Below are 24,810 nucleotides of genomic sequence, written 5' to 3'. Positions count from 1 at the left end.
GTCGCCACGCGGGTCACCTCGCGTATTCGGGCCGAGTTGGGTGCATCGCTCGCCCTGCGTGACCTGTTCGATGTCCCCACCGTCGGGGCGCTCGCGGAGCGTATCGAGGGAACAGTACCGACGGCACCACGTGCCCCACTGGTCGCCGCCGTGCGTGCCGGACGGATTCCGCTGTCCCCGGCACAGCGTCGCATGTGGTTCCTCAACCAGTTCGATACCGCATCCGCGGCCTACAACATGCCGTTCGCTTTGCGGCTGTCCGGCTTTCTCGACGGCGACGGCCTGCGTTCGGCGATTCGCGACGTCCTCGAGCGTCACGAGTCCCTGCGCACCCTGTATCCGGACTCGAACGACGGCCCGCATCAGGTGATCGTCGGCGCCGACGAGGTGTTCCTCGATCTCGACGTGCATCCGATCACCGAGGCCGAGCTGCCGGCGCGACTCGTGAAGCTCGCCACCGAGGGCTTCGACGTCACGGCGGCGGTGCCGCTGCGCACGGCATTGCTGCGACCGTCCGTCGATGAGGACGAGTACGTGCTGGCCGTGGTGGTGCACCACATCTCCGCCGACGGATCGTCGATGGCCCCGCTCGCCCGTGACATCCTGCTCGCCTACACGGCGCGTACGACCGGCCGGGCACCGTCGTGGGTGCCGTTGGACGTGCAGTACGCGGACTACAGCTATTGGCAGGCGGAGTTTCTCGGCGACGAGACCGACGGTCGGTCGCAGGCCGCCGAGCAGATCGAATTCTGGTCCGCAGCGCTCGACGGCATCCCCGACCTGCTGGAGTTGCCCGCCGATCGGCCCCGACCGGCCGTGCCGACGAATTCTGGTGCGACGGTCCCGTTCTCGGTCGACGCCGCCACGGTGACAGCCGTCGCCGACCTCGCGGCCCGCTCCGCTGCCACGCCGTTCATGGTGTGGCACGCCGCGCTGTCGGTGCTGCTCTCACGGCTGTCGAACGCGGTGGACGTCACCGTGGGCACTCCCGTCGCCGGCCGCGGCGAACCCTCTCTGCAGGACCTCGTCGGCATGTTCGTCAACACCCTCACCCTGCGCGCGCGAGTATCCGGTGACCTGTCATTCGCGGACCTGCTCGCGCAGGTCCGCGAGTTCGACCTCGCCGCGTTCGTGCACGCCGATCTGCCGTTCGAGCGTCTCGTGGAGGTACTCGAACCCGCCCGGTCCACAGCCCGTCACCCGCTTTTCCAGGTGGGTCTGTCATACGAGAACTTCGAACCGGGAGTGCTGGAACTACCGGGTCTGACGGTGAGCGCCGTCGAGATGAATCCGGAGATCGCGAAATTCGATCTGAACGTGACGCTCACGGAGATCCGAGACGAGCGCGGTACCGTGTCCGGTCTCACCGGTGCGTTCACGTATGCGGTCGATCTGTTCGACCGCGACACGGTGGAGTCGTTCGTCGACCGTTTCGCGCGGATCGTGGCGACGGCGCTGGCCGATCCGGGCACGGCGGTGGGGGACCTGCCGGTGCTGGATCAGCGGGAACTGGTTCGCGTACTGCGCGAATGGAACGCCACGGACGTGGAGGTGAGCGAGCGGCCCTACCTCGCCCGCTACGACGAGCAGGCGGCCCGGACGCCTGACGCGGTGGCGGTGGTGTACCGCGACGTGTCTGTGACGTACCGGGAATTCAACGCGCGGGTCAACCGGTTGGCCCGCAAACTCATCGCCGAAGGCGCCGGAACCGACACTACCGTCGCGGTCGCGGCCCGCCGGTCGATCGAATTTCTGATCGCCCTGCACGCCGTGTTGCGCAGTGGTGCGGCGTACGTGCCCCTCGACGTCGACCTTCCGGCGGAGCGAGTGGCCCACGTCATCGAGGCAGCCCACCCCGTGCTCGTTCTGACCGCGGTCCGCGGCGAGTTCGAGTCGGACTCCGGAGTCCGGGTTCTCCCGATGGACGGTCTCGAACTCGACCGGTTCGACGATGCCCCGGTGACGGACCGCGACCGGCTGCGGCCCCTTCTGGCCGACAACCTCGCCTACGTCATCTTCACCTCGGGTTCGACCGGCCGGCCCAAGGGAGTGGCCGTCTCGCACGCCGGTCTCGGAAGCCACTTCGAGTTCCTGGTGTCCCTCGGTGCGCTGGACGAGACCGATCGGGTTGCCGTCAAGACACCACAGTCGTTCGACGCATCACTCTGGGAATTGTTGTGGCCCCTGGCTGTGGGCGCACGGGTGGTGATCGCGGAACCGGACGGACACAAGGATCCCGACTACCTCGCAGAACTGATCGAGACCGAGCAGATCACGGCGATACATTTCGTCCCGTCGATGCTCGCCGTCTTCACCGACGTGATCGCGCCGTCCCGGTTCTCGTCGCTGCGTACCGTGTTCGTCGGCGGCGAGGCACTGTCCGTCACTGTGGCGCGGCGGTTCGCAGCGGTCTCCGACGCTGCCGTCCTCAACGCGTACGGTCCCGCGGAGGTCGCACCCACTTCCACCACCTCATGGGTGGACACCTCGAACTCGGGCATCGTCACCGTGGGCACACCGGTGTGGAACACCCGCGCCTACGTGTTGGACCCGCGACTCCACCCCACTCCTGCCGGAGTGACCGGTGAGTTGTACCTGGCCGGCACACAGGTGTCTCGCGGATACGCGGGACGCCCCGACCTCACCGCCGAACGGTTCGTGGCAAACCCCTTCGACGCGCCGGGCACCCGGATGTACCGGACCGGTGACCGTCTTCGCTGGACCGGCCGGGGCGAATTGGAATACCTCGGCCGCAACGATTTCCAGGTGAAGCTGCGGGGACTGCGGATCGAACTCGGTGAGATCGAGGTGGTACTCGAGTCGGCGGACTCGGTTGCCCAGGCGGTCGTGACCGTGTATTCCGGAGCGGCGAGCGAACAACTGGTGGCCTATCTCGTCGCACGCACGGGCACGACGGTCGACATCGAGGCACTGACGGCGTATGCCGAGAGTCGGCTGCCCGAATACATGGTTCCGGACGGGTTCGTCACGCTCGACGCCCTCCCGATCAACGCGAGCGGCAAACTGGATCGAGCGGCATTGCCTGCCCCGGCCGTCGCTGACGTCGCGGTCGATCGAGTGGAGCCACGTACTCCGATGGAGGAAACACTCGCGGCCCTGTTCCGGGAGGCACTCGGCGTCGACGACCTGGGGGTGAACGACTCGTTCTTCGCTCTCGGCGGCGACAGCATCGTGTCGATCCAGCTGGTGTCGCGAGCGAAGGCCGCGGGGATCGTATTCACCCCACGGGACGTGTTCGAGCGCAAGAGCATTGCCGCGCTCGCCGAAGTGGCTACCGCCGCTTCGGCGGATCGACTCGCGCTCGCCGAACTGGCGGGTGGCGGCGTAGGAAACGTCGAGTTGACCCCGGTTGTCCGATCGCTGCTCGACCGTTCGGGTTCGGTGGGCCGGTATTCACAGTCCGTGCTCCTCACGCTGCCGACCGGGATCGAGCGATCGGACATCGTGGCGACGGTGCAGGCGGTGCTCGACAGGCACGACGCGCTGCGGTCCCGGCTGGTTCGCGACGGTGCGGTCGTGCGTCACTCGGTGTTGCCCGCCGGTGCCGTCGACGCCGATCGACTGGTCACGACGGTGCCGGTGAATCCCGACGTCGGTGACGCAGCCTTCGATGCGGTGATCGACCGCGAACTCTCCGCCGCGGCCGACCGGTTCGACTTCGAGACCCCGGTGCTCACGCAGTTCGTCTGGTTGGACCGTGGTGCGACCAGGCCCGGGCGGCTCCTCGTGGTTGCTCATCACCTGGTCGTCGACGGTGTGTCCTGGCGAATCATCGTGCCGGACCTCGTCGCGGCGGGAAGTGCCGTCGCAGCCGGTCACACTCCGAACCTGCCGGAGGTCGGTACCTCGTTGCGGCGTTGGTCGCACGGGTTGTCGGAGGCTGCCCGTCAGCCGTCCACCCTCGCGCAGTTCGACTACTGGCGAGGTGTCGTCGACGCTCCGGACCCGCTCCTCGGCGACCGGGCTCTCGATCCGGTGCGGGACCGGACCTCGACCACGCAGGAGCTGCACGTCGAGCTGTCCACCGCGATCACGGGCACGCTGCTGGCCCGCGTTCCGGAGGCATTCGGGTGCTCCATCGGTGATTCCCTGCTTGCCGGCTTCGCGGTGGCCCTCACCGAGTGGCGCCGTGCGCGCGGGGTGTCCTCCGCTTCTGCGTACGTCACCCTCGAGGGTCACGGCCGCGAGGAGTCGGTCGTGCCGGGCGCCGATCTGTCTCGTACCGTGGGCTGGTTCACCAGCGTTTATCCGGTGCGGCTCGCCCTGGAGGGAGTGGACACACCGGACGCACTCGTCGGCGGTGCGTCGGCCGGCGCCGCGATCAAGGCGGTGAAAGAGCAACTCCTGGCGGTCCCCGATCGGGGCGTCGGGTACGGACTGCTGCGATACCTCAATCCGGCGACGGCCACCGTACTCGCGGGCTTCGACCCGCCCCAGGTCGTCTTCAACTACCTCGGAAAGACCGGGATGGGCGATCTGTCCCCGGAGATGCGTGAGATCGGCTGGGTGCCGGATCTCGCGTCGTCGCGCGTCTTCTCGGGTGCAACCGATCAGGACATGAGCGCTTCCGCCGCGATCGAGATCAATGTCGGAGTGACGGATACCGATGCCGGACCGCGACTCGGAGCTTCGGTGCGGTTCGCCGGTGAACTGCTCGCAGCCGACGACGTTCGCGAACTCGTCGATCTGTGGCAGCAGGCGCTCGTCTCACAGATCGAGCACGTCGTCGCCGGATCCGGTGGGGGACTGACCCCGTCGGACATCGGCACGGTGGCGCTCACCCAGTCCCAGATCGAGACCTGGGAACGGACCTACCCGGCCCTCGAGGATGTGTGGGCGCTGTCGCCACTGCAGGCCGGTTTCCACTTCCATTCGCTGTTGGCCGCCGAGCACAGTGTCGACGTCTACCATTCCCAGCTGCGGATGACGCTGCTCGGCGACGTGTCGGCGGATCGGATGCGGGCCGCTGCCGCTGCGCTCCTGGACCGGTATTCGAACCTGCGGGTGGTGTTCGTGCAGGACGGCGACGTCACGGTGCAGATCCCCCTCCGTGGGGTGGAGGTCCCACTGACGGTGGTCGACCTCTCGGGCCGTGAGAGCGATTCCGGGGAAAGGGAACTCGAGGCACTGGTCGCCGAGAACCGGACCGCGCCGTTCGACTTGGCCGAGGCGCCGCTGCTGCGTTTGCTGCTCGTGCGCACGGGCGCCGAGCAATACGAGTTGGCGATGACCAACCACCACATCCTCCTCGACGGATGGTCCATCCCGCTGATCGTCCAGGACCTGCTGGTGCTCTACGCGACCGCGGGCGATCAGTCCGCGCTGCCTGCGGTGCGGCCGTACCGCGAATATCTCGACTGGCTGGCGCGCCGAGACCCCTCCGCCTCACGGGCCGCGTGGGCGCACGCGTTGGAAGGTTTCGACGAGCCGACTCTGCTCGCGCCTGCCCGCACCGGCGGCCGCGCGACGGCGGACCCGGAGGAAGTTCCGGTCCACTTTTCCGCGGCGGACACCGCCGAGCTGCTGGCCTTCGCACGACAGCACGGCGTCACGCCGAACACGGTGATCCAGACTGCGTGGGCTCTGCTGCTCAGGCGACTCACCGGTCGGGACGACGTCGTATTCGGCGCCACCGTCTCGGGGCGCCCCCCGCACATCCCCGGGATCGAGTCGATGGTCGGGCTCTTCATCAACACCGTCCCCGTCCGGGTACGAATCGACGCCGACGAGTCGGTGGCCGCGTTGCTGGTGCGGGTGCAGGGGGAGCAGGCCGATTTGCTCGATCACCACTATCTCGGCCTGACGGAAATCCAGGCCGAGGCGGGGGTCGGGGTGCTGTTCGACACGCTCACCGTCTTCGAGTCGTACCCCATGGATCAGGCGGCGCTGCAGGCGCAGACCGACATCGCAGGTATGCGCGTGGATTCGGTCCGGGTGCACAGTGTCACCCACTACCCATTGAGCCTGATGGCCCAGGTCGACGACACCCTGCGGCTCGCGGTGGCCTACCTGCCGGACACCTTCGAGCGCGACGAAGCGAAGTTGATTGCGGCGCGGCTCGATTCGGTGATCCGTGCGTTGATCGCAGAGCCCTCCGCCGCGGTAGCCCAGGTCACCGGATTCATCCCGGTCGAGTATGCGCGGATGATGCACGACTGGAACGCCACCGACCACCCTGTGCCGGAGTCGACGCTGCTGACGCTGTTCGAGGCGCAGGCGGCGCGTACACCCGATGCCGTCGCTGTCGAGTTCGACGGGGACGTGCTGACGTACGCAGCCCTCGATGCGCGCGCGAACCAGCTGGCCCGGCATCTGATCGCTCAGGGTGTGGCCCCCGAAACCCGCGTGGCCGTGGTGATGCGGCGGTCGCTGGAACTGGTCGTCGGAATCTATGCCGTCCTCAAGGCCGGTGGTGCATACGTGCCGGTCGATCCCGATCACCCCGCGGAGCGAACGAGTTACGTGCTCGCGTCGGCGCAGCCGGTGTGCGTGCTGACCACCTCGGCCGACCGGCCGAACCTGCCGAACCGGATCCCCGTGTCGGCCCTCGACACTCTCGACCTCTCGGGTGTCGCTGCGGTGCCGCTGACCGACGCCGAGCGCATCGAACCGTTGCGCCCTGCACACCCCGCGTACGTCATCTACACCTCCGGCTCCACCGGCAAACCCAAGGGTGTCGCGGTACCGCATGCGGCCATCGTGAATCAACTGCACTGGATGCAGTCGGAGTACACACTCACCGATCGGGATGTGTGGTTGCAGAAGACCGCAACCACGTTCGACGTGTCGGTGTGGGGCTACTTCTGGCCCCTGCAGGTGGGTGCCACCATGGTGCTGGCCACCCCGGACGGGCATCGAGAGCCTGCCTATCTGACTCGGGTCATCGACGAGCACGCGGTGACGGTCACCGATTTCGTGCCGTCCATGCTCGACGTGTTCGTCGCGGCCGCCGCGGAGGGGTCGTGCCGTTCGCTGCGGCACGTGTTCGTCATCGGCGAAGCGCTGCCGCCCGCGACTGTCCTGCGTTTCCGGGAACTCTCCGCGGCCCGACTGCACAACCTGTACGGGCCCACCGAGGCCGCAGTGTCGGTGACGTACTGGGAGACCGGTGACGCCGACACCACGAACGTGCCGATCGGTGTGCCGGAATGGAACACACAGGCCTACGTGCTCGATTCCCGGCTGCACCCGGTTCCCGTCGGCGTTCCGGGAGAGCTCTACCTGGGCGGTGCCCAGCTCGCACGCGGATACCTCGGCCGCGTCGATCTCACGTCCGATCGATTCGTCGCGAACCCGTTCGGACGCACGGGTGAGCGCATGTACCGCACCGGAGACCTCGTGCGATGGACGTCGGCGGGAGCGCTCGTCTACATCGGACGTACCGACTTCCAGGTGAAGTTCCGTGGTCAGCGCATCGAACTCGGCGAGATCGAGACAGTGCTCCGGTCGCACCCGGCAGTCACCGGCGCCGTCGTGTCGGTGTACTCGGACACCACCGTCGGCGATCATCTGGTCGCGTATGTCGTCGGCACACCCGGCGACGTGGACGTTGCGGAGCTTCGCCGGCAGGCGTCGGAATCCCTACCGTCGTACATGGTGCCGTCCGCGATCACCGTGCTCGACGAGTTCCCGCTGAACACCAGCGGAAAACTCGATCGTCAAGCGTTGCCCGCTCCCGAATTCCACGGGAGCGCAACGGAGTACATCGCACCTCGAAACGAGGCCGAGCGCACCGTCGCGGCAGTGTTCGCCGACGTGCTCGGTTCTTCGGGCCGGATCGGCGCGCACGACAACTTCTTCGATCTCGGCGGCAACTCGCTCTCCGTCACCCGAGTGGCGGCGCGGCTCGGTGAGTTGTCTGGCATCGGACTGTCTGTGCGCGATGTGTTCACCGCGCCCACCGTCGCGGAATTGGCGCTCCGTCTCGCCGAGCCCACGGCTGCAGGAGGCGCGCGCCCGGTGCTGTCCGGGATGCAGAGACCGGCCCGGATACCGCTGTCACCGGCGCAGCAGCGGATGTGGTTCATCAACCAGTTCGACCCGGCCTCGCCCGCGTACAACCTGCCGCTCGCGATCCGCATGTCCGGTGCTCTCGATGTGGCAGCGCTGTCTCAGGCACTCGACGACGTAGTCGGACGCCACGAGGCGCTTCGTACGGTTTTCCCCGACACGGAGGACGGACCCGCTCAGGTCGTCGTGGCCGCGGCAGATCTCTCGATGCCCCTCGAGGTCGTGGACGTGCCGGAAGGCGAGCTCGATTCCCGGATGATCGCGTTCTCCTCGCGCGGGTTCGACGTGTCCGAGGACTTGCCGGTACGGGCAACACTGTTCCGTACCGGTCCCGGCGAACACGTTCTGGCGATCACGCTGCATCACATCGCCGCCGACGGTTGGTCGTTCGGACCTCTCGGCGGGGATGTCATGACCGCGTACGCGGCCCGAGCAGAGTCCCGAAGTCCGGAGTGGATTCCGCTCGCGGTCCAGTATGCCGACTACAGTGTGTGGCACAGGGCGGTTCTCGGCAGCGAGGACGAGCCGGAGTCCCTCGCCCGACGCCAACTCGAGTACTGGACGCGGACGCTCGACGCTCTCCCGGACGAGCTGAAACTCCCCTTCGACCGCCCGCGCCGGACCGAGCAGTCCTACGCCGCGGGATCCGTGGGCTTCACCGTCACCCCCGAGATCCACCGCGGCATCGAGCGGTTGGCGCGTGAACACGGAGCCACTGTCTTCATGGTGGCGCACGCTGCCTTCGCGCTCCTGTTGGCCCGCCTGTCCGCGTCGGACGATATCGCCGTCGGCGCTCCGATCGCGGGCCGTGGCGAACGCGCTCTCGACAACCTGGTCGGAATGTTCGTCAATACGCTCGTGCTCCGCACGCGCATCGAGAGCACCGAGACGTTCGCGGAGTTGCTGACGCGGGTACGCGACGGCGACATCGGGGCATTCGGCCACGCGGACCTCCCCTTCGAGCGTCTCGTCGACGTTCTCGACCCCGTGCGGACGTCCGCGCATCACCCGGTCGTCCAGACTGCGCTGTCGATGCAGCCGACGGCAATCGGCGACATCGAGCTCCCCGGACTCCGGGTGCGTGTCGAGGACATCGACGCGCGTGTCGCGAAGTTCGACCTGCAGCTGACATTGGGCGAGGACATCGATCCCGCGGGCGTTCCGTCGGGTATTCGCGCCGAGTTCACCTACGCCGCAGACTTGTTCGATCACGCTACAGTGCGGCGGTACGCGGTGCAGCTCGTGCGAATCCTCGAAACGGTGATTGCCGACCCGACCACGGTGGTCGGCGACGTGAATCTCCTCGACGATGCCGAGAGCGCCCGCCTGGCACCGGTTCGCGGGCCTGCGAGTCGACCCACTCGACTACTGCCCGAAGTTCTCGCCGCGTCGGCGGCCGACCCGTCCGCGACCGCGCTCGTCTTCGGCGACCGTTCGATGACCTACGGAGAACTGGACCGGCGATCCAACCTCTGGGCGCGCCAACTGATCGAGGCCGGAGCGGGCCCCGAGACATTCGTGGCCGTCGCACTCGCCCGGTCGATCGAATCGGTGCTCGCCGTCTGGGCCGTTGCCAAGACCGGTGCCGCGTTCGTGCCGGTGGATCCGAACTACCCGGCCGAACGGATCGCACACATGCTCGGCGATTCGGGGGCGGCGCTCGGCCTGACGACGATCGAGTTCCGAGGCGGACTACCCGACTCGACACAGTGGCTCGTGATGGACGATCCCCACCACACTGCGCTGGTGGCGGCCCAGTCCTCGGCCGCGGTGACAGCGGCCGATCGCCTCGGGCGGATGCACACGGACCAACTCGCCTACCTCATTTACACGTCCGGATCCACCGGACTGCCCAAGGGCGTCGCCGTCACCCACTCGGGGCTCGCGAACCTTCTGACCGAGCTGGCCGACGAATACGAGCTCACCGCCGACGCCCGTGTCCTGCACTTCGCCTCACCCAGTTTCGATGCCTCCGTGTTCGAGTATCTGATGGCCTTCTGCGGGGGTGCGACGATGGTTGTCGTTCCTCACTCGGTGTACGGCGGTACGGAGCTCGCCGAACTCCTGGGCGAGCAGAGAGTCACACACGCCTTCATCACACCGGCCGCGTTGGCGTCCGTCGACCCCACGGGACTCGACGCACTCGCCGTCATCGTCGTCGGCGGAGAGGCCTGGGGTGCCGACCTCGCCGAGCGCTGGGTACCGGGACGGGCACTGTTCAACGGATACGGGCCGACCGAGTCCTCGATGATGGTGACGCAGAGCGGACCGCTGATGCTCGGCGAGCGGATGACCATCGGCGCTCCTGTGCGCGGCGTCGAGGCTCTCGTTCTCGATGCGCGGCTGCATCCCGTGCCCCCCGGTGTGCCGGGGGAGCTGTACGTATCGGGGCCGGCGCTTGCCCGTGGCTACCACCAGCGACTCGGTCTCACCGCGGAGCGTTTCGTCGCGAACCCCCACGGTGCACCCGGTCGGCGGATGTACCGTACCGGCGACGTCGTCCGGTGGGTCGAGTCCCGCACTGGGACATACGTCATCGAATACTTCGGGCGCAGCGACTTCCAGGTGAAGATTCGTGGATTCCGTGTGGAACTCGGTGAGATCGATTCCGTGTTCCGAGCGCATTCTGCGGTCGGATTTGCCGCGACCGTCGCGCACGAGACCGAATCCGGCGTCACAGCACTGGTCACCTATGTGTGCGCTGCGCCGGGGAGCGTCGTCGACGTCGACGACCTGACAGCGTTCGTCGGCGGGGCGTTGCCGGCGCACATGGTGCCCGGTTCGATCATGGTTCTCGACTCGATCCCGCTGACACCGGCGGGCAAGCTCGACCGCCGCGCCCTCCCCGAGCCCGTGTTCGTGAGCCATACCCGATTCACCGCACCCGACACGGCGGACGAGCGCGCAGTCGCGGCAGCGTTCGCGGATGTGCTGGGCGAATCACGCATCGGTGTGGACGACAACTTCTTCGCTCTCGGCGGCAACTCGTTGTCCGCCACCCAGGTGGTGTCCCGGGTCGGTTCGGCGTTCGGCACCCGTGTCTCCGTTCGCACGCTGTTCGACAACCCCACCGTGCGTCAACTCGTCTCCGCAATGGCCACGTCGCGGGCGGACGGGTCCTCGGACCGGCCCGCGCTGACGCGCCGCGAACATCCCGGACGGATCCCGTTGTCGCTGGCGCAGCAGCGGATCTGGTTCCTCAACCAATACGATCCTTCGTCGTCTGCGTACAACATCCCGCTGGCCCTGCGGATGTCGGGCAGGATCGACGTCCCGGCCCTGCGTGCAGCGCTCGGTGACGTTCTGGAACGTCACGAGTCGTTGCGGACCGTGTACCCAGGTTCTGCGGACGGTGCGCACCAGGAGATCCGGCCTGCCGCCGAGGTAGGATTCGATCTCACGCCGATCCGAACCGCGCCGGACCAGTTGATGCTCCGGATCGCCGAGTACGCCGTCGCCGGATTCGATGTGACCCGGGAGATCCCGTTCCGAATCCACCTGTTCCGGGAGAACCGTTCGGAACACGTGCTGCTGCTCGTCGCGCACCACATCGCCGCAGACGGATGGTCGTTCGGTCCGCTCGCGGCCGACGTGATGGCCGCATATGCATCCCGAGCGGAAGGGCTGGCGCCGTCCTGGAAGTCGCTGCCCGTCCAATACGCCGACTACAGTGTGTGGCAGCGGGAACTGCTCGGCGCCGAGGACGATCCGGACAGTCTGTCCGCCAAGCAGATCGAGCGTTGGCGTGCGGCTCTGGACGGTGCGCCCGAGGCGCTCGATCTGCCTACGGACCACCCTCGCCCCGCGGTAGCGTCGCACCGCGGCGAACGCGTGGACTTCGAGATCGATGCCGGCACCCACCGGGGGCTGGTCGAGCGCGCCCAGAAGAGCGGCACCACGCTGTTCATGGTTGTTCATGCCGCGTTCGCGACGCTCTTGCACAGGCTCAGCGGCAGTACCGACATCGTGATCGGCACACCCGTCGCCGGCCGTGGCGACGAGGGGCTCGATCCGCTCGTCGGAATGTTCGTGAACACCCTGGCCTTGCGCACACGGATTCACCCCGGCGAGCGTGTCGACGCACTCCTGGAACAGGTGCGCGATGTCGATCTCACGGCGTTCCAGGACACGGAGGTACCCTTCGACAGGCTCGTCGAGATCCTGCGTCCCACCCGGTCGTCCGATCGGCACCCGCTGTTTCAGGTGATGTTCGCCTTCCAGAACCTGCGACCGGTGACGCTGGAACTGCCGCAGTTGGTGGTGGAGGCCGTCGACTTCGATCCCCACATCGCGAAGTTCGATCTGGATCTGGGGCTCGCCGAGATCGTGGACGACGCCGGAGACCACCACGGGATCTCCGGTGCCTTCACCTTCGCGTCGGAACTCTTCGAACGGGCCACTGTCGCGGGATTCGCGGAGCGATTCCTGCGGATCCTCGAGGCGGTCGCTACCGGCGACGATATCGCCGTCGGCGATATCGCCATCCTGGGTGCGGCCGAGCAACAGTCCCTCGCCCCGGTGTGGGGCGGGCCGCTGCTCGCGAATGCCACCCTGCCCGAGCTGCTCGTCGCGACGGCGGAACGGTATCCGGGCTCGACTGCGGTCGTCTTCGACGGTGTCTCGATCGATTACCGTGAGCTGGACCGGCGATCGACGCAGCTGGCACGTGCACTCGTCGGAATGGGTGTCGGCCCGGAAACCTACGTCGCGATCGCCTTGCCGCGCTCTGTCGAATCCGTGCTGTGCGTGTGGGCCGTTGCCAAGACCGGTGCGGCCTATGTTCCGATCGACCCCGGGCATCCGGTGGACCGCATCGCGCACATTCTGCGGGATTCGGGAGTGATCGTCGGTGTCACCGGTGCGGAGTTCGCCGAACACCTCCCGGGGGTGACCGACTGGCTCGTACTCGACGACCCGGAGGTGCGCCGCGAATTGTCCTCGGCGAGCACGGCGCCGATCGGGGATGCGGATCGCACCTGCGCTCTACATGTCGATCATCCCGCTTATCTCATCTACACGTCGGGTTCGACGGGACTGCCCAAGGGCGTGGTGGTGTCCCACCGCGGTCTCGCGAATCTCGCCGGCGCGTATACCGCCGCAGTGCGGGCCACCGAGAAGTCCCGGGTCGCGCACCTCGCGGCCCCGACGTTCGACCTATCCGTCCTCGAACTGCTTCTGGCCCACACGTCCGGGGCCGCGCTGGTGGTCTGTCCGCCCGGTGTGTACGGCGGCGTCGAGCTACACGAGGTGTTGCAGTCCGAACGCGTAACGCACATGACCATCACGAATGCCGCACTGGCGTCCGTCGATCCGGAGGGACTGGACGATCTGCGCTCGATCGTCGTCGGCGGCGACGCCTGCCCGCCGGAGACGGTGGCGCGATGGGCCGACCGACTCGACCTCGTCAACGGGTACGGTCCCACCGAAGTGACGGTGGGCGCCACGTTCACCTCGGTACTCGGCCAGGGCCGGGACATCACCATCGGCGGGCCGCTGCCCGGGGTCGCCGCCGTGGTTCTCGATTCGAGGTTGCGGCCCGTGCCGGTCGGTGTCGTGGGAGAGCTGTACCTGCTGGGACCGGCTCTGGCACGCGGATACCACGACCGTGCCGCGCTCACGGCAGACCGATTCGTGGCGAGTCCGTTCGAGGCCGCCGGTGCCCGGATGTACCGCACCGGTGACCTAGTGCGCTGGCGCGCAGTACATTCCGGCGTTACCGGCAGTATGACCGACGGCACCCTTCCCGGGCATGCGATCGAATACCTCGGCCGCTCCGACCATCAGGTCAAGGTTCGTGGACTTCGTATCGAACTCGGCGAGATCGATGCCGCCTTGGGCGCACATCCCGATGTCGAATTCGCTGCCACCCTGGGCTACGAGTCGCCCTCGGAAACACGACTGGCATCGCACGTGCTGGTCGTTGCGGGCGCCGACCGTGATCCGGCGGCTCTGCTCGCGTTCCTGCGTCAGGCATTGCCGGGGTACATGATTCCGTCGGCGCTCGTGTTTCTGGACACGATTCCGCTGACCCCGAACGGCAAACTCGACCGGGCCGCCCTGCCCGCGCCCGACTTCGGCGCGGCAGCCAAGGAGATCGTGTACCGGGCGCCGCGGAACCATCTGGAGCGGTCGATCGCGGATGCGTTCACCGACGTGCTGGGCGGCACGGACATCGGCCTCGACACGGATTTCTTCGATGCAGGCGGCAACTCGCTCTCCGCGACCCGGGTGACCGCCCGGGTCGGCGCCATGCTCGACATCCGGGTCACGGTGCGTGACCTGTTCGAAGCCCCCACCGTCCTCGCGTTGGCGGAGTCGCTGGCGCCGCGGATGTCCGGGCTCGGCGACGGCGCTTCCGCCGGACCAGCGCTGGTGCCGCCGCCGCGCCCCGACCGGATCCCGCTGTCGCTCGCGCAGCAGCGGATGTGGTTCCTCAACCAGTTCGAAACGTCCTCGCCCGCCTACAACATGCCCGCCGCGGTCCGGCTGACCGGCCTGCTGGACACGGCGGCGCTGGCCGCGGCGATCGGTGACCTGATCGCCCGGCACGAATCGCTGCGGACCGTCTTTCCCGATTCGCGGGGTGGCCCGCACCAGGTGATCCTCGAGCCCGGAGACTTCACCCCCGACATCGCACCGGTCCACGTGAGCGAGGACGGGTTGCGCGCCGACCTCCAGGAATTCCTCCTGGCCGGCTTCGACGTGTCCCAGGCCGTGCCGCTGCGGGTGAAGGTGTATTCGCTCGGCGACATCGAGCACGTGCTCGCGCTCGTCGTCCACCACATCTCCGCCGACGGCGTCTCCATGGAACCGCTGATCCGCGACGTGATGATCGCCTACGCGAGCCGTGCCGCAGGCCACCCGCCCGCCTGGGCGCCGCTGCCGGTGCAGTACGCCGATTACGCGCTGTGGCAGCGGGAGGTCGTCGGCTCCGAGTCCGAGCCGGGCAGCCTCGCCGCCGCCCAACTGGACTACTGGACCCGCACGCTCGCCGGTGTCCCGGACCAGCTGTACCTGCCCGGCGACCGGGGCAGGCCCGCGGTGCCGTCGCATCGGGGTGCGGCGACCCGGTTCACCCTGGACGCCGCCACGCACCGGGCCCTGGCCGAGCTGGCACGGGCGCACGGCGCCAGCATCTTCATGGTCGCCCACGCCGCGCTCAGCGTCCTGCTGGGGCGCCTCAGCACCACCGCCGACATCGCCGTCGGCACCGCCGTCGCGGGCCGCGGCCGGGCCGAACTCGACGACATCATCGGCATGTTCGTCAACACCCTCGTCCTGCGGACGACGCTGGATCCGGGAGCGTCGTTCGTGTCGCTGCTCGAGCAGGCGCGGGACGTCGACCTCGAGGCGTTCGCCCACGCCGACCTGCCCTTCGAGCGGCTGGTGGAGGTCCTGAGCCCGGTCCGCTCCACCTCGCACCACCCGCTGTTCCAGGTGGCGCTCGGTGTGCAGGCCGTGTCCGGCGGCGGACTGGAGCTGGACGGACTGTCGGTCGAACCGCTCACCCTCGACGCGAGCATCGCCAAGTTCGACCTGCACTTCACGCTCACCGAGCGGCTCGACGACACGACCGAGCCGGCGGGCATCGACGCCGAACTCATCTACGCGACCGACATTTTCGACGAGAACACCGCCGCCGGATACGCGACCCGGCTGCGCCGGATCTTCGAGGCGGTCGTCGCCGACCCGCAGCGGCCGATCGGCGACATCCCCGTTCTCGGCGAAGACGAATACGCGGCGCTCACCCCGGTCCGCGGCGCCGACCCGCGGCCGGTGCAGATGCTGCCCGAGATCCTCGCCGACGCCGTCGCCGCAGCACCCGACGGCCTCGCCGTCGTCTTCGACGGCACCGGACTGACGTACCGGGACCTCGACGAACGGTCGAACCAGCTGGCCCGGTTGCTGGTGGACAGGGGAGTGGGACCCGAAACCCGGGTCGCGCTGGCGCTGCCCCGGTCCTTCGAATCGGTGGTGGCCGTCTGGGCGGTGGCCAAGACGGGTGCCGCCTTCGTGCCCGTCGACCCCGGCTACCCCGCGGACCGCATCCTGCACATGGTGCAGGACTCCGGGGCGATGGTCGGGATCACCGTGTCCGGGAAGCGGGAACTGCTGCCGGACTCGATCCGGTGGATGCTCCTCGACGACCCGGCACTCGAGGTGCACTGCACCCACGAGTCCCGGTTGCCGCTCACCAACCGCGACCGCATGCGGCCGATCCTGTCCGACCAGGTGGCGTACGTCATCTACACGTCGGGATCGACCGGCAGACCCAAGGGTGTCGCGGTGACGCACCGCGGCCTGATGAACCTGGTGACCGACGAACGTGAGCTGCTCGGCGTCACGTCCCGTTCGCGGACACTGCATTTCGCGTCGCCGAGCTTCGACGCCTCCGTGTTCGAGATGCTGATGGCACTCGGCGCGGGAGCCACGATGATCATCGCGCCGCCCACGATGTACGGCGGATCGGAACTCGCGGAACTGCTCGCGGCCGAACGCATCACCCATGCGTTCTCGACCCCGGCGGCGCTGGCGTCGGTGGACCACCGCGGGCTGGGTGACCTCGCCGTGGTCGTCGTCGCCGGTGATGTGTGCCCGCCGGAACTGGTCGCCCGCTGGGCGCCCGGACGCCGCATGGTCAACGCGTACGGCCCCAGCGAGGCGACGATCATGTCGTCCATCACCGAACCGCTCCGCGCCGGCGAACCGGTCACCATCGGCGGCCCGAGCCGCGGGGTGCGGGCGCTCGTGCTGGACGGGCGACTGCGTCCGGTGCCGGTGGGGGTGCCGGGCGAACTGTACGTCGGGGGACCGAGTCTGGCCCGCGGCTACCTCGGACGGCCCGGACTGACCGCCGAACGCTTCGTCGCCGACCCGTACGGCGAGCCCGGCGACCTCCTGTACCGCACCGGCGACCTCGTCCGCTGGCGGGAGAACCGCGTCCTCGATTTCGTCGGCCGCACCGACCACCAGGTGAAGATCCGCGGATTCCGGATCGAACTCGGCGAGATCGACGCCGCCCTCACCGCGCACCCGCAGATCGAGTACGCCACCACGATCGGCTACGAGCACCCGAACGGGGAGACCTCCCTCGTCGCGTACGTGCTGCCGTTCACCGGTGAGGACGTCGACCGCGTCGAGGTCGCGAATTTCGTCGGCCGCACCCTGCCCGCGTACATGGTCCCCGCGTCCGTCACCCTCCTCGACGTCCTGCCGCTCACCCCGGCGGGCAAACTGGACCGGGCCGCGCTGCCCGAACCGATCTTCGCCGCCGCGGCCACGACGTTCGAGGCGCCGCGGAACCCGATGGAGGTGATCGTCGCCGGCATCTTCGCGGACATCCTCGCCCTCCCCGAGATCGGCATCCACGACAGCTTCTTCGACCTCGGCGGCAACTCGCTGCTCGCAACCCAGGTGGTGTCGCGGATCAACGCCGCCCTCGACGTCCACGTCGGGGTCCGTGAGGTGTTCGAATCGCCCACCGTCGCCGCACTCGCGGCGCGGATCACCGAGACCACCACCCACGGTGCGCGGCGGCCCGCACTGACGGCGAGGGTGCGCCCCGAACACATTCCGCTGTCGCTCGCGCAGCAGCGGATGTGGTTCATCAACCAGTTCGACACCGCGTCACCGGCCTACAACCTGCCGGTCGCACTCCGTCTGTCGGGTGAGGTGGACCTGCGTGCCATGCAGATCGCGATCGCCGATCTCGTCGGACGGCACGAGGCGCTGCGCACCGTGTACCCCGATTCCGCCGACGGCCCGCACCAGGTGATCCTGCCCGCCACCGACGCGGTGCCCGACCTGACCCCGGTGCCTGCGCACCCCGACGACGTCCTCGAACGGGTGCTCGCACTCGTGACGACGGGCTTCGACGTGACCTCGGACGTGCCGCTGCGGGCACGGATGTACCGCGTCGGCACCGACGACTACGTGCTCGTCATGGTCGCCCACCACATCTCGGGGGACGGCTGGTCGCTCGCCCCACTGGCCCGCGACGTCATGCTCGCCTACACCGCCCGCACCGAGGGGCACGTCCCCCTCTGGACGCCGCTGCCGGTGCAGTACGCCGACTACAGCCTGTGGCAGCGGGAACTCCTCGGCGACGAGGCCGACCCCGAATCGGTTGCTGCCGAACAGATCACGTACTGGACCCGCACCCTGGACGGTCTGCCGGACCGGCTGTCGCTGCCGACCGACCGCCCCCGGCCCGCGGTCGCCTCCCATCGGGGCGCGCACGTGCCGTTCACCATCGACGCCGACACCCACCGCGCACTGCTGACGCTCGCGCGCGGCCGGAACGCCTCGCTGTTCATGGTGATGCACACCGCGCTCGCGGTCCTCCTCGCGCGACTGAGCAACGAATCCGACATCGCCGTCGGCGCGCCCATCGCCGGACGCGGCGAGGAGTCCCTCGACGAACTCGTCGGCATGTTCGTGAACACCCTGGTCCTGCGCACCCACGTCGACCTCGGGACTTCGTTCGCGGACAGCCTGAACGTCGCACGGTCCACCGACCTGGGCGCGTTCGCGCACTCGGACATCCCGTTCGAGCGCCTCGTCGACGTGCTGAATCCGGCCCGTTCCCGCGCGCACCACCCGCTGTTCCAGGTGGCGTTCTCGTTCCAGAACCTCGCCACCGCCACACTCGAACTTCCCGGCCTGCATGTCGAGGGACTCGACGTGCCGAACACGATCTCCAACTTCGACCTGCACCTGACGCTGTCGGAGAAGCACGACGCCGACGGCGCCCCGGACGTGATCGAGGCCCAGTTCACCTACGCCACCGACCTCTTCGACGACACGACGGTCCGGGCGTTCGCGGAACGCTTCCTACGCATCCTCGGGTCGGTCGTGCGGGACCCGAACCTCGCGGTCGGTGCCATCGACCTTCTCGACGACGTCGAACGGCAGTCGGTGATCGCCGAATTCAACGACACCGCTGTCGATCTGCCGCAGACGACCCTCCCCGACCTGTTCTCCGCCCAGGTGGCGCGGACACCCGACGACCCCGCGGTGTTCTTCGAGGGCACCGAACTGACGTACGCCGAGTTCGACCGGCGCGTCGACGCGCTCGCCCACCGGCTGATCGATGCCGGCGTGGGGCCGGAAGCGGTGGTGGGGCTGGCGATGAACCGGTCGATCGAACTGCTCACCGGGATGTACGCGGTGCTGCGGGCCGGTGGCGCGTACCTGCCGATCGATCTCGGACATCCGGCAGACCGGCTGGCATACGTGCTGGAGACGGCACGCCCGGTGTGCATCCTCACCACGTCCGCGGACGGGTTCACCACCGAGAACGTCCCCGTACTCGAGGTCGACACCCTCGACCTCGCCCCGCGCGGACCCGTGACCGCCGCGCACCGCCGCGCCCCGCTGCGACCGGAGAACACGGCGTACCTGATCTTCACGTCCGGGTCCACCGGCCGACCCAAGGGAGTCGCGGTGCCGCACGCCGCCATCGCGAACCAACTCCGCTGGAAGCAGCACGAATACCCGCTCGATACCACCGACGCGGTCGTGCAGAAGACGCCGGTCACGTTCGACCTGTCGGTGTGGGAGCTGTTCTGGCCGCTGACGGCGGGTGCCCGGCTCGTCATCGCCCGCCCGGACGGCCACCGCGATCCGGCCTACCTGGCGGACCTGATGCGTCAGCACCGCGTCACGACAGCACATTTCGTACCGTCCCTGCTGGAGGCATTCACCCCGGGTGCGGGGGAGCAGCCGGCCCTGCGCCGGGTTCTGTGCATCGGTGAGGCGCTGCCCGCCGACGCGGCCGCCCGTTTCCGCAGCCGGTTCGGTTCCGTCTCCCTGCACAACCTGTACGGCCCCACCGAGGCGGCCGTGTCCGTGACCGCCTGGGCTCACACCGACGGCGACACCGACACCGTCCCCATCGGCGGACCGGAATGGAACACGCAGGCGTTCGTGCTGGACGCCCGGCTGAACCCGGTTCCCGTCGGGGTGGCGGGGGAGCTGTACCTGGCCGGTGACCAGCTGGCCCGCGGCTACGTGGCCCGCACCGATCTGACGGCCGAGCGCTTCATTGCCAACCCGTTCGGCGCACCCGGTTCACGGCTCTACCGCACCGGTGACGTGGTCCGGTGGCGCATCCGGGACGGGAAGGGGGTCCTCGAATACCTCGAGCGCTCCGACTTCCAGGTGAAGGTCCGCGGATTCCGCATCGAACTCGGCGAGATCGAATCGGCGCTGGTGCGGTCCGCCGGGGTGGGGCAGGCCGTCGTGGTCGCCCACCGGAACCCGCACACCGGGACCGCCCTCGTCGGCTACGTCGTCCCCGAGGACGGCTCGACCATCGACTCCGCCGCGGTGCTCGCCGACGTCGGCGCCGCGGTGCCGAGCTACATGGTGCCCGCCGCCCTCGTCGTGCTCGCGGAACTGCCGCTGACCGCGAACGGGAAACTCGATCGCAAGGCGCTCCCCGCACCCGACTTGGCCTCGACGGCAGTCGAATACCGCGCGCCCGCAACACCCACCGAGGAGGTCGTCGCCGCCGTGTACGCCGACGTGCTCGGCGTCGAGGAGGTCGGGACCGGCGCGAACTTCTTCGACCTCGGTGGCAACTCCCTCGTCGCGACCCGGGTGGTCGCCCGGCTGTCCGAGACGCTCGGTCGCCGCGTCGAGATTCGGTCCCTGTTCGAGGCGCCTGCCGTCGGTGCCCTTGCGTCGCTGCTGGACTCGACGGACGCGACCGGATCCGCCCGCCCGGTGCTGACCCCGACAGTGCGCCCCGAACGGCTCCCGCTGTCCTCGGCGCAGCAACGGATGTGGTTCCTCAACCGGTTCGACCCGAACTCCGCCGTGCACAACATCCCCGTCGCGGTCCGGCTGTCGGGCGTCCTGGACGTCGACGCACTGCAGCACGCGGTCACCGACGTCCTCCACCGCCACGAGTCGCTGCGGACGATCTACCCGGACTCCGCCGACGGCCCGCACCAGGTGATCCTGCCCGCCGACCGGGTCGGTGACACAGCGTCCGTCGTCGCGACCGACGAGACCGCACTGCCCGCTCTGATCGCCGACCTGGTGACCACCGGGTTCGACGTCACCGCGGAGGTCCCGGTCCGGGTGCGGATCTTCCGGATCTCCGCGACGGAGCACGTCCTCGCCGTGGTCGTGCACCACATCTCCGGCGACGGCTGGTCGATGGCGCCGATGGTGCGGGACGTGATGGCGGCGTACGCGGCGCGGGCGGCGGGCGCGAGCCCGGACTGGGCGCCGCTGCCGGTGCAGTACGCCGACTACGCCCTGTGGCAGCGGGCCCTCCTCGGCGACGACACCGATCCCGACTCGGTGTCGGCGCGGCAGCTCGCGTTCTGGACGCAGACCCTCGCGGGAGCCGCGGATCAGCTGGATCTGCCCACCGACCGGCCGCGTCCCGCGGTCGCGTCGTACCGGGGCGGTACCGTCGACTTCACCGTGCCGTCCGATCTGCACGGCTCCCTGCTGGGTGCGGCGCGGGACGCGAACGCCTCCGTGTTCATGGTGGTGCACTCGGCGCTCGCGGTGCTGCTGAGCCGGCTCGCCGGTTCCGCGGACATCGCCATCGGAACCCCCGTCGCGGGACGCGGTGAACGCGAACTCGACGACCTGATCGGCATGTTCGTCAACACGCTGGTCCTGCGACAGCACGTCGACGGCGGGCGCACATTCGCCGAACTCCTCGCCGATGTGCGCGAGACCGATCTCGCCGCGTTCTCGCACGCGGACGTCCCGTTCGAGCGCCTCGTCGAGGTCGTCAATCCGTCGCGGTCCACCGGGCGGCACCCCCTGTTCCAGGTGATGCTCACGTTCCAGAACCTCGACCAGGCGACCCTGGAACTCGGCGACCTGTCGGTGAGCGGTGTCGACTTCGACGTGGACATCGCCAAATTCGACCTGCAACTCACCCTGATGGAGCAGTTCGACTCCGAGGGAGTCCCGGCCGGGATCGCCGCCCGCCTCACGTACGCCGCCGACCTGTTCGACGAGCCGTCCGCGCACGTGTTCGGGCAGCGGTTCCTGCAGGTGCTGCGGGCGGCGGTCGACGGTCCGGACACCGCGGTCGGCGACCTCGACATCCTCGGCAGCGGCGAACGGAAGCAGATCGCCGGCACCAACGACACCTCGCACCCCGTGCCCGCCGGCACCCTCGCATCGCTGCTCGACGCGGCGGTGGCGGCGGACCCCGACCGGATCGCGGTGGTCTTCGAGCGGGACGAGTTGACCTACGCGAATTTCGACGCCCGCGTGAACAGGCTGGCGCGCCGACTGATCGAGCAGGGCGTCGGCCCTGAGTCGGTGGTGGCGGTGGCGATGCGCCGTTCGATCGATCTGCTCGTCGGAATCCATGCCGTGGTCAAGGCGGGCGGCGCCTACCTGCCGGTCGATCCCGACCATCCGGTCGAGCGCACCGCGTACGTGCTCGACACCGCACAGCCGGCATGTGTGCTGGTCAGCGGTCCCGGACTCGCCGACAGCGGCGCGGTCCCCGTCATCGACGTCGCCTCCGAGGACCTCTCCCGGTACGGCAGCGCGCCCGTCACCGATCGGGACCGGCTCCGGCCGCTGTCCGTGGCGAACACGGCGTACGTGATCTTCACGTCCGGGTCGACGGGTCGTCCGAAGGGGGTCGCGGTCACGCACGGAGCGATCGTGAACCGGCTGCTGTGGATGCAGCACGAATACGCCCTGACCAGCGCGGACGTTGTTCTGCAGAAGACGCCGGTGACGTTCGATGTGTCGGTGTGGGAGCTGTTCTGGCCGCTGCAGGTGGGGGCGTCCCTGGTGATCGCCGCACCCGACGGACATCGCGATCCGCGGTATCTGACAGGGCTGGTACAGGAACGTCACGTGACGACCATGCATTTCGTGCCGTCAATGCTGTCGGTGTTCATGGATGAACCGGCTGCGGCGCAGTGTGATTCGTTGCGTCTGGTGTTCTGTTCGGGGGAGTCGCTGACGCCGGAACAGGTGTCACGGTTCCGGGCGGTCAGTGGTGCGGGTCTGCACAATCTGTACGGGCCGACGGAGGCCGCGGTCGACGTGACGCACTGGGAAACCAGTGCGTCGGACACGCAGTCTGTCCCGATCGGTCGTCCGGTGTGGAACACCGAGCTGCATGTGCTCGATGCCCGGTTGCATCCGGTGCCGAACGGGGTGGCGGGGGAGCTGTACCTCGCGGGCGACCAGTTGGCGCGGGGGTACCTCGGCCGCGTCGATCTCACCTCGGATCGGTTCGTGGCGAACCCCTACGTCGCAGGTGGGCGGATGTACCGGACGGGCGATCTGGTGCGACGCCGGGGTGATGGGGCTCTGGAGTACCTGGGGCGTACGGACTTCCAGGTGAAGTTGCGGGGTCAGCGGATCGAGTTGGGGGAGATCGAGTCGGCCCTGGAGACGCATCCGGATGTGGTGCAGGCGGTGGCGGTGGTGCACCGGGACGAGCGCGGCGAGGAGGCCCTCGTCGCCTATCTGGTGGGACGGCGCGCGGCGGAGTGGTTGGACGTGCGCGCACACCTGTCGACCCGGGTTCCGTCGTACATGATCCCGGCGCAGGTCGTGCACCTGGACACGCTGCCGTTGTCGGTGAACGGCAAACTCGACCGCAAGGCCCTGCCCGCACCGGAGGTCCGCTCGGCCGCCGCCGAGTACCAGCCGCCACGAACGGCGGCCGAACGGGCCGTCGCCACCGTGTTCGGCGAGGTCCTCGGCATCGACGGGGTCGGCGCCACGGACAGCTTCTTCGACCTCGGCGGCAACTCCCTGATCGCCACCCGCGTCGCGTCCGCGCTCGGGTCCGAACTGGGCATCGACTTCCCGCTGCAGTGGATGTTCACCGACCCGACACCGCGGTCGCTGGGGCAGCGCATCCAGAACGCGGCGACCGACGGCAAGCACGACGCCGGTGCCGCGCTCGACGTGCTGCTCCCGATCCGCACCCGAGGGACGGCGGAGCCGCTGTTCTGCGTCCACCCGTTCATCGGGCTCGCATGGAGCTACGCCGGGCTGAGCCGGGAACTGACCGAGGACCGGCCGATTTACGGGCTGCAGTCGCCGGCTCTGACCGAGGACGGGCCGCACCCGGAGACGATCACCGACTACGCGGATCGCTACGTCCGGGAGATCCGCTCGATCCAGCCGCACGGCCCGTATCACCTGGTGGGCTGGTCGCTGGGCGGGGTCATCGCGCACGAGATGGCGGTGCAGTTGCAGGCGGCGGGCGAAGAGGTGCGTCTGCTCGGACTCCTCGACAGCTACGTCGGACTCGACCGCAGCGTGGAGAACACCGCGACCACGGCGGACCTTCTCGGCGGTGCCGGCCTGGACCTGCCCGACGACGGGGTTCTCGACGAACTCGCGCCCGGCGGGCAGTTCGACGCCGAGCGGGCGGCCGCGCTGCTCCGGGTGGTCGGCGGTCCGCTGGCGGCGCTCACCGCCCCGGAACTCGACCGGATCTACGGGAACGCACTGCGGGCACCCGACCTGATCGACGGACACCGGCCGAGGGTGTTCGACGGCGAACTGGTGTTCTTCACCGCCGCCCTCGACGACGGCTTCCACATCGACCCGGTGACCTGCTGGAGCCCGTTCGTGCGTGGAAGGATCGACGAACACCCGGTGGACGCGACGCACTGGACGATGACGACACCGGACGCTCTCGCCGCGATCGCACCGCACCTCGAGCGTGCGCGGCGCCGGCCGCGGCACGCCGCGCCCGACACCGGCAGGGACGCCGACCCCGACGACAGCGAGAACCGGCCGCATTCGGTGCGCTGA

1 protein-coding gene (cut by a window edge) is annotated in these 24,810 nt (G+C 68.8%); it reads left to right on the top strand.

Features of this window, described 5'->3' with window-relative positions; translation table 11 throughout:
- Nucleotides 1-24,810 carry the 3' portion of a non-ribosomal peptide synthase/polyketide synthase gene (locus tag ACFU5V_RS12410; protein ID WP_378699447.1) on the top strand. Its footprint begins 6,237 nt before the window's first position, so 24,810 of the gene's 31,047 nt are visible here — the last part of the coding sequence; the start codon falls outside the window, past its left edge; its stop codon occupies nucleotides 24,808-24,810.

The organism is Rhodococcus sp. NPDC057529 (assembly GCF_042802055.1).
Lineage (GTDB): Bacteria > Actinomycetota > Actinomycetes > Mycobacteriales > Mycobacteriaceae > Rhodococcus_F.
This window is presented reverse-complemented; position numbering and strand designations above follow the sequence as displayed.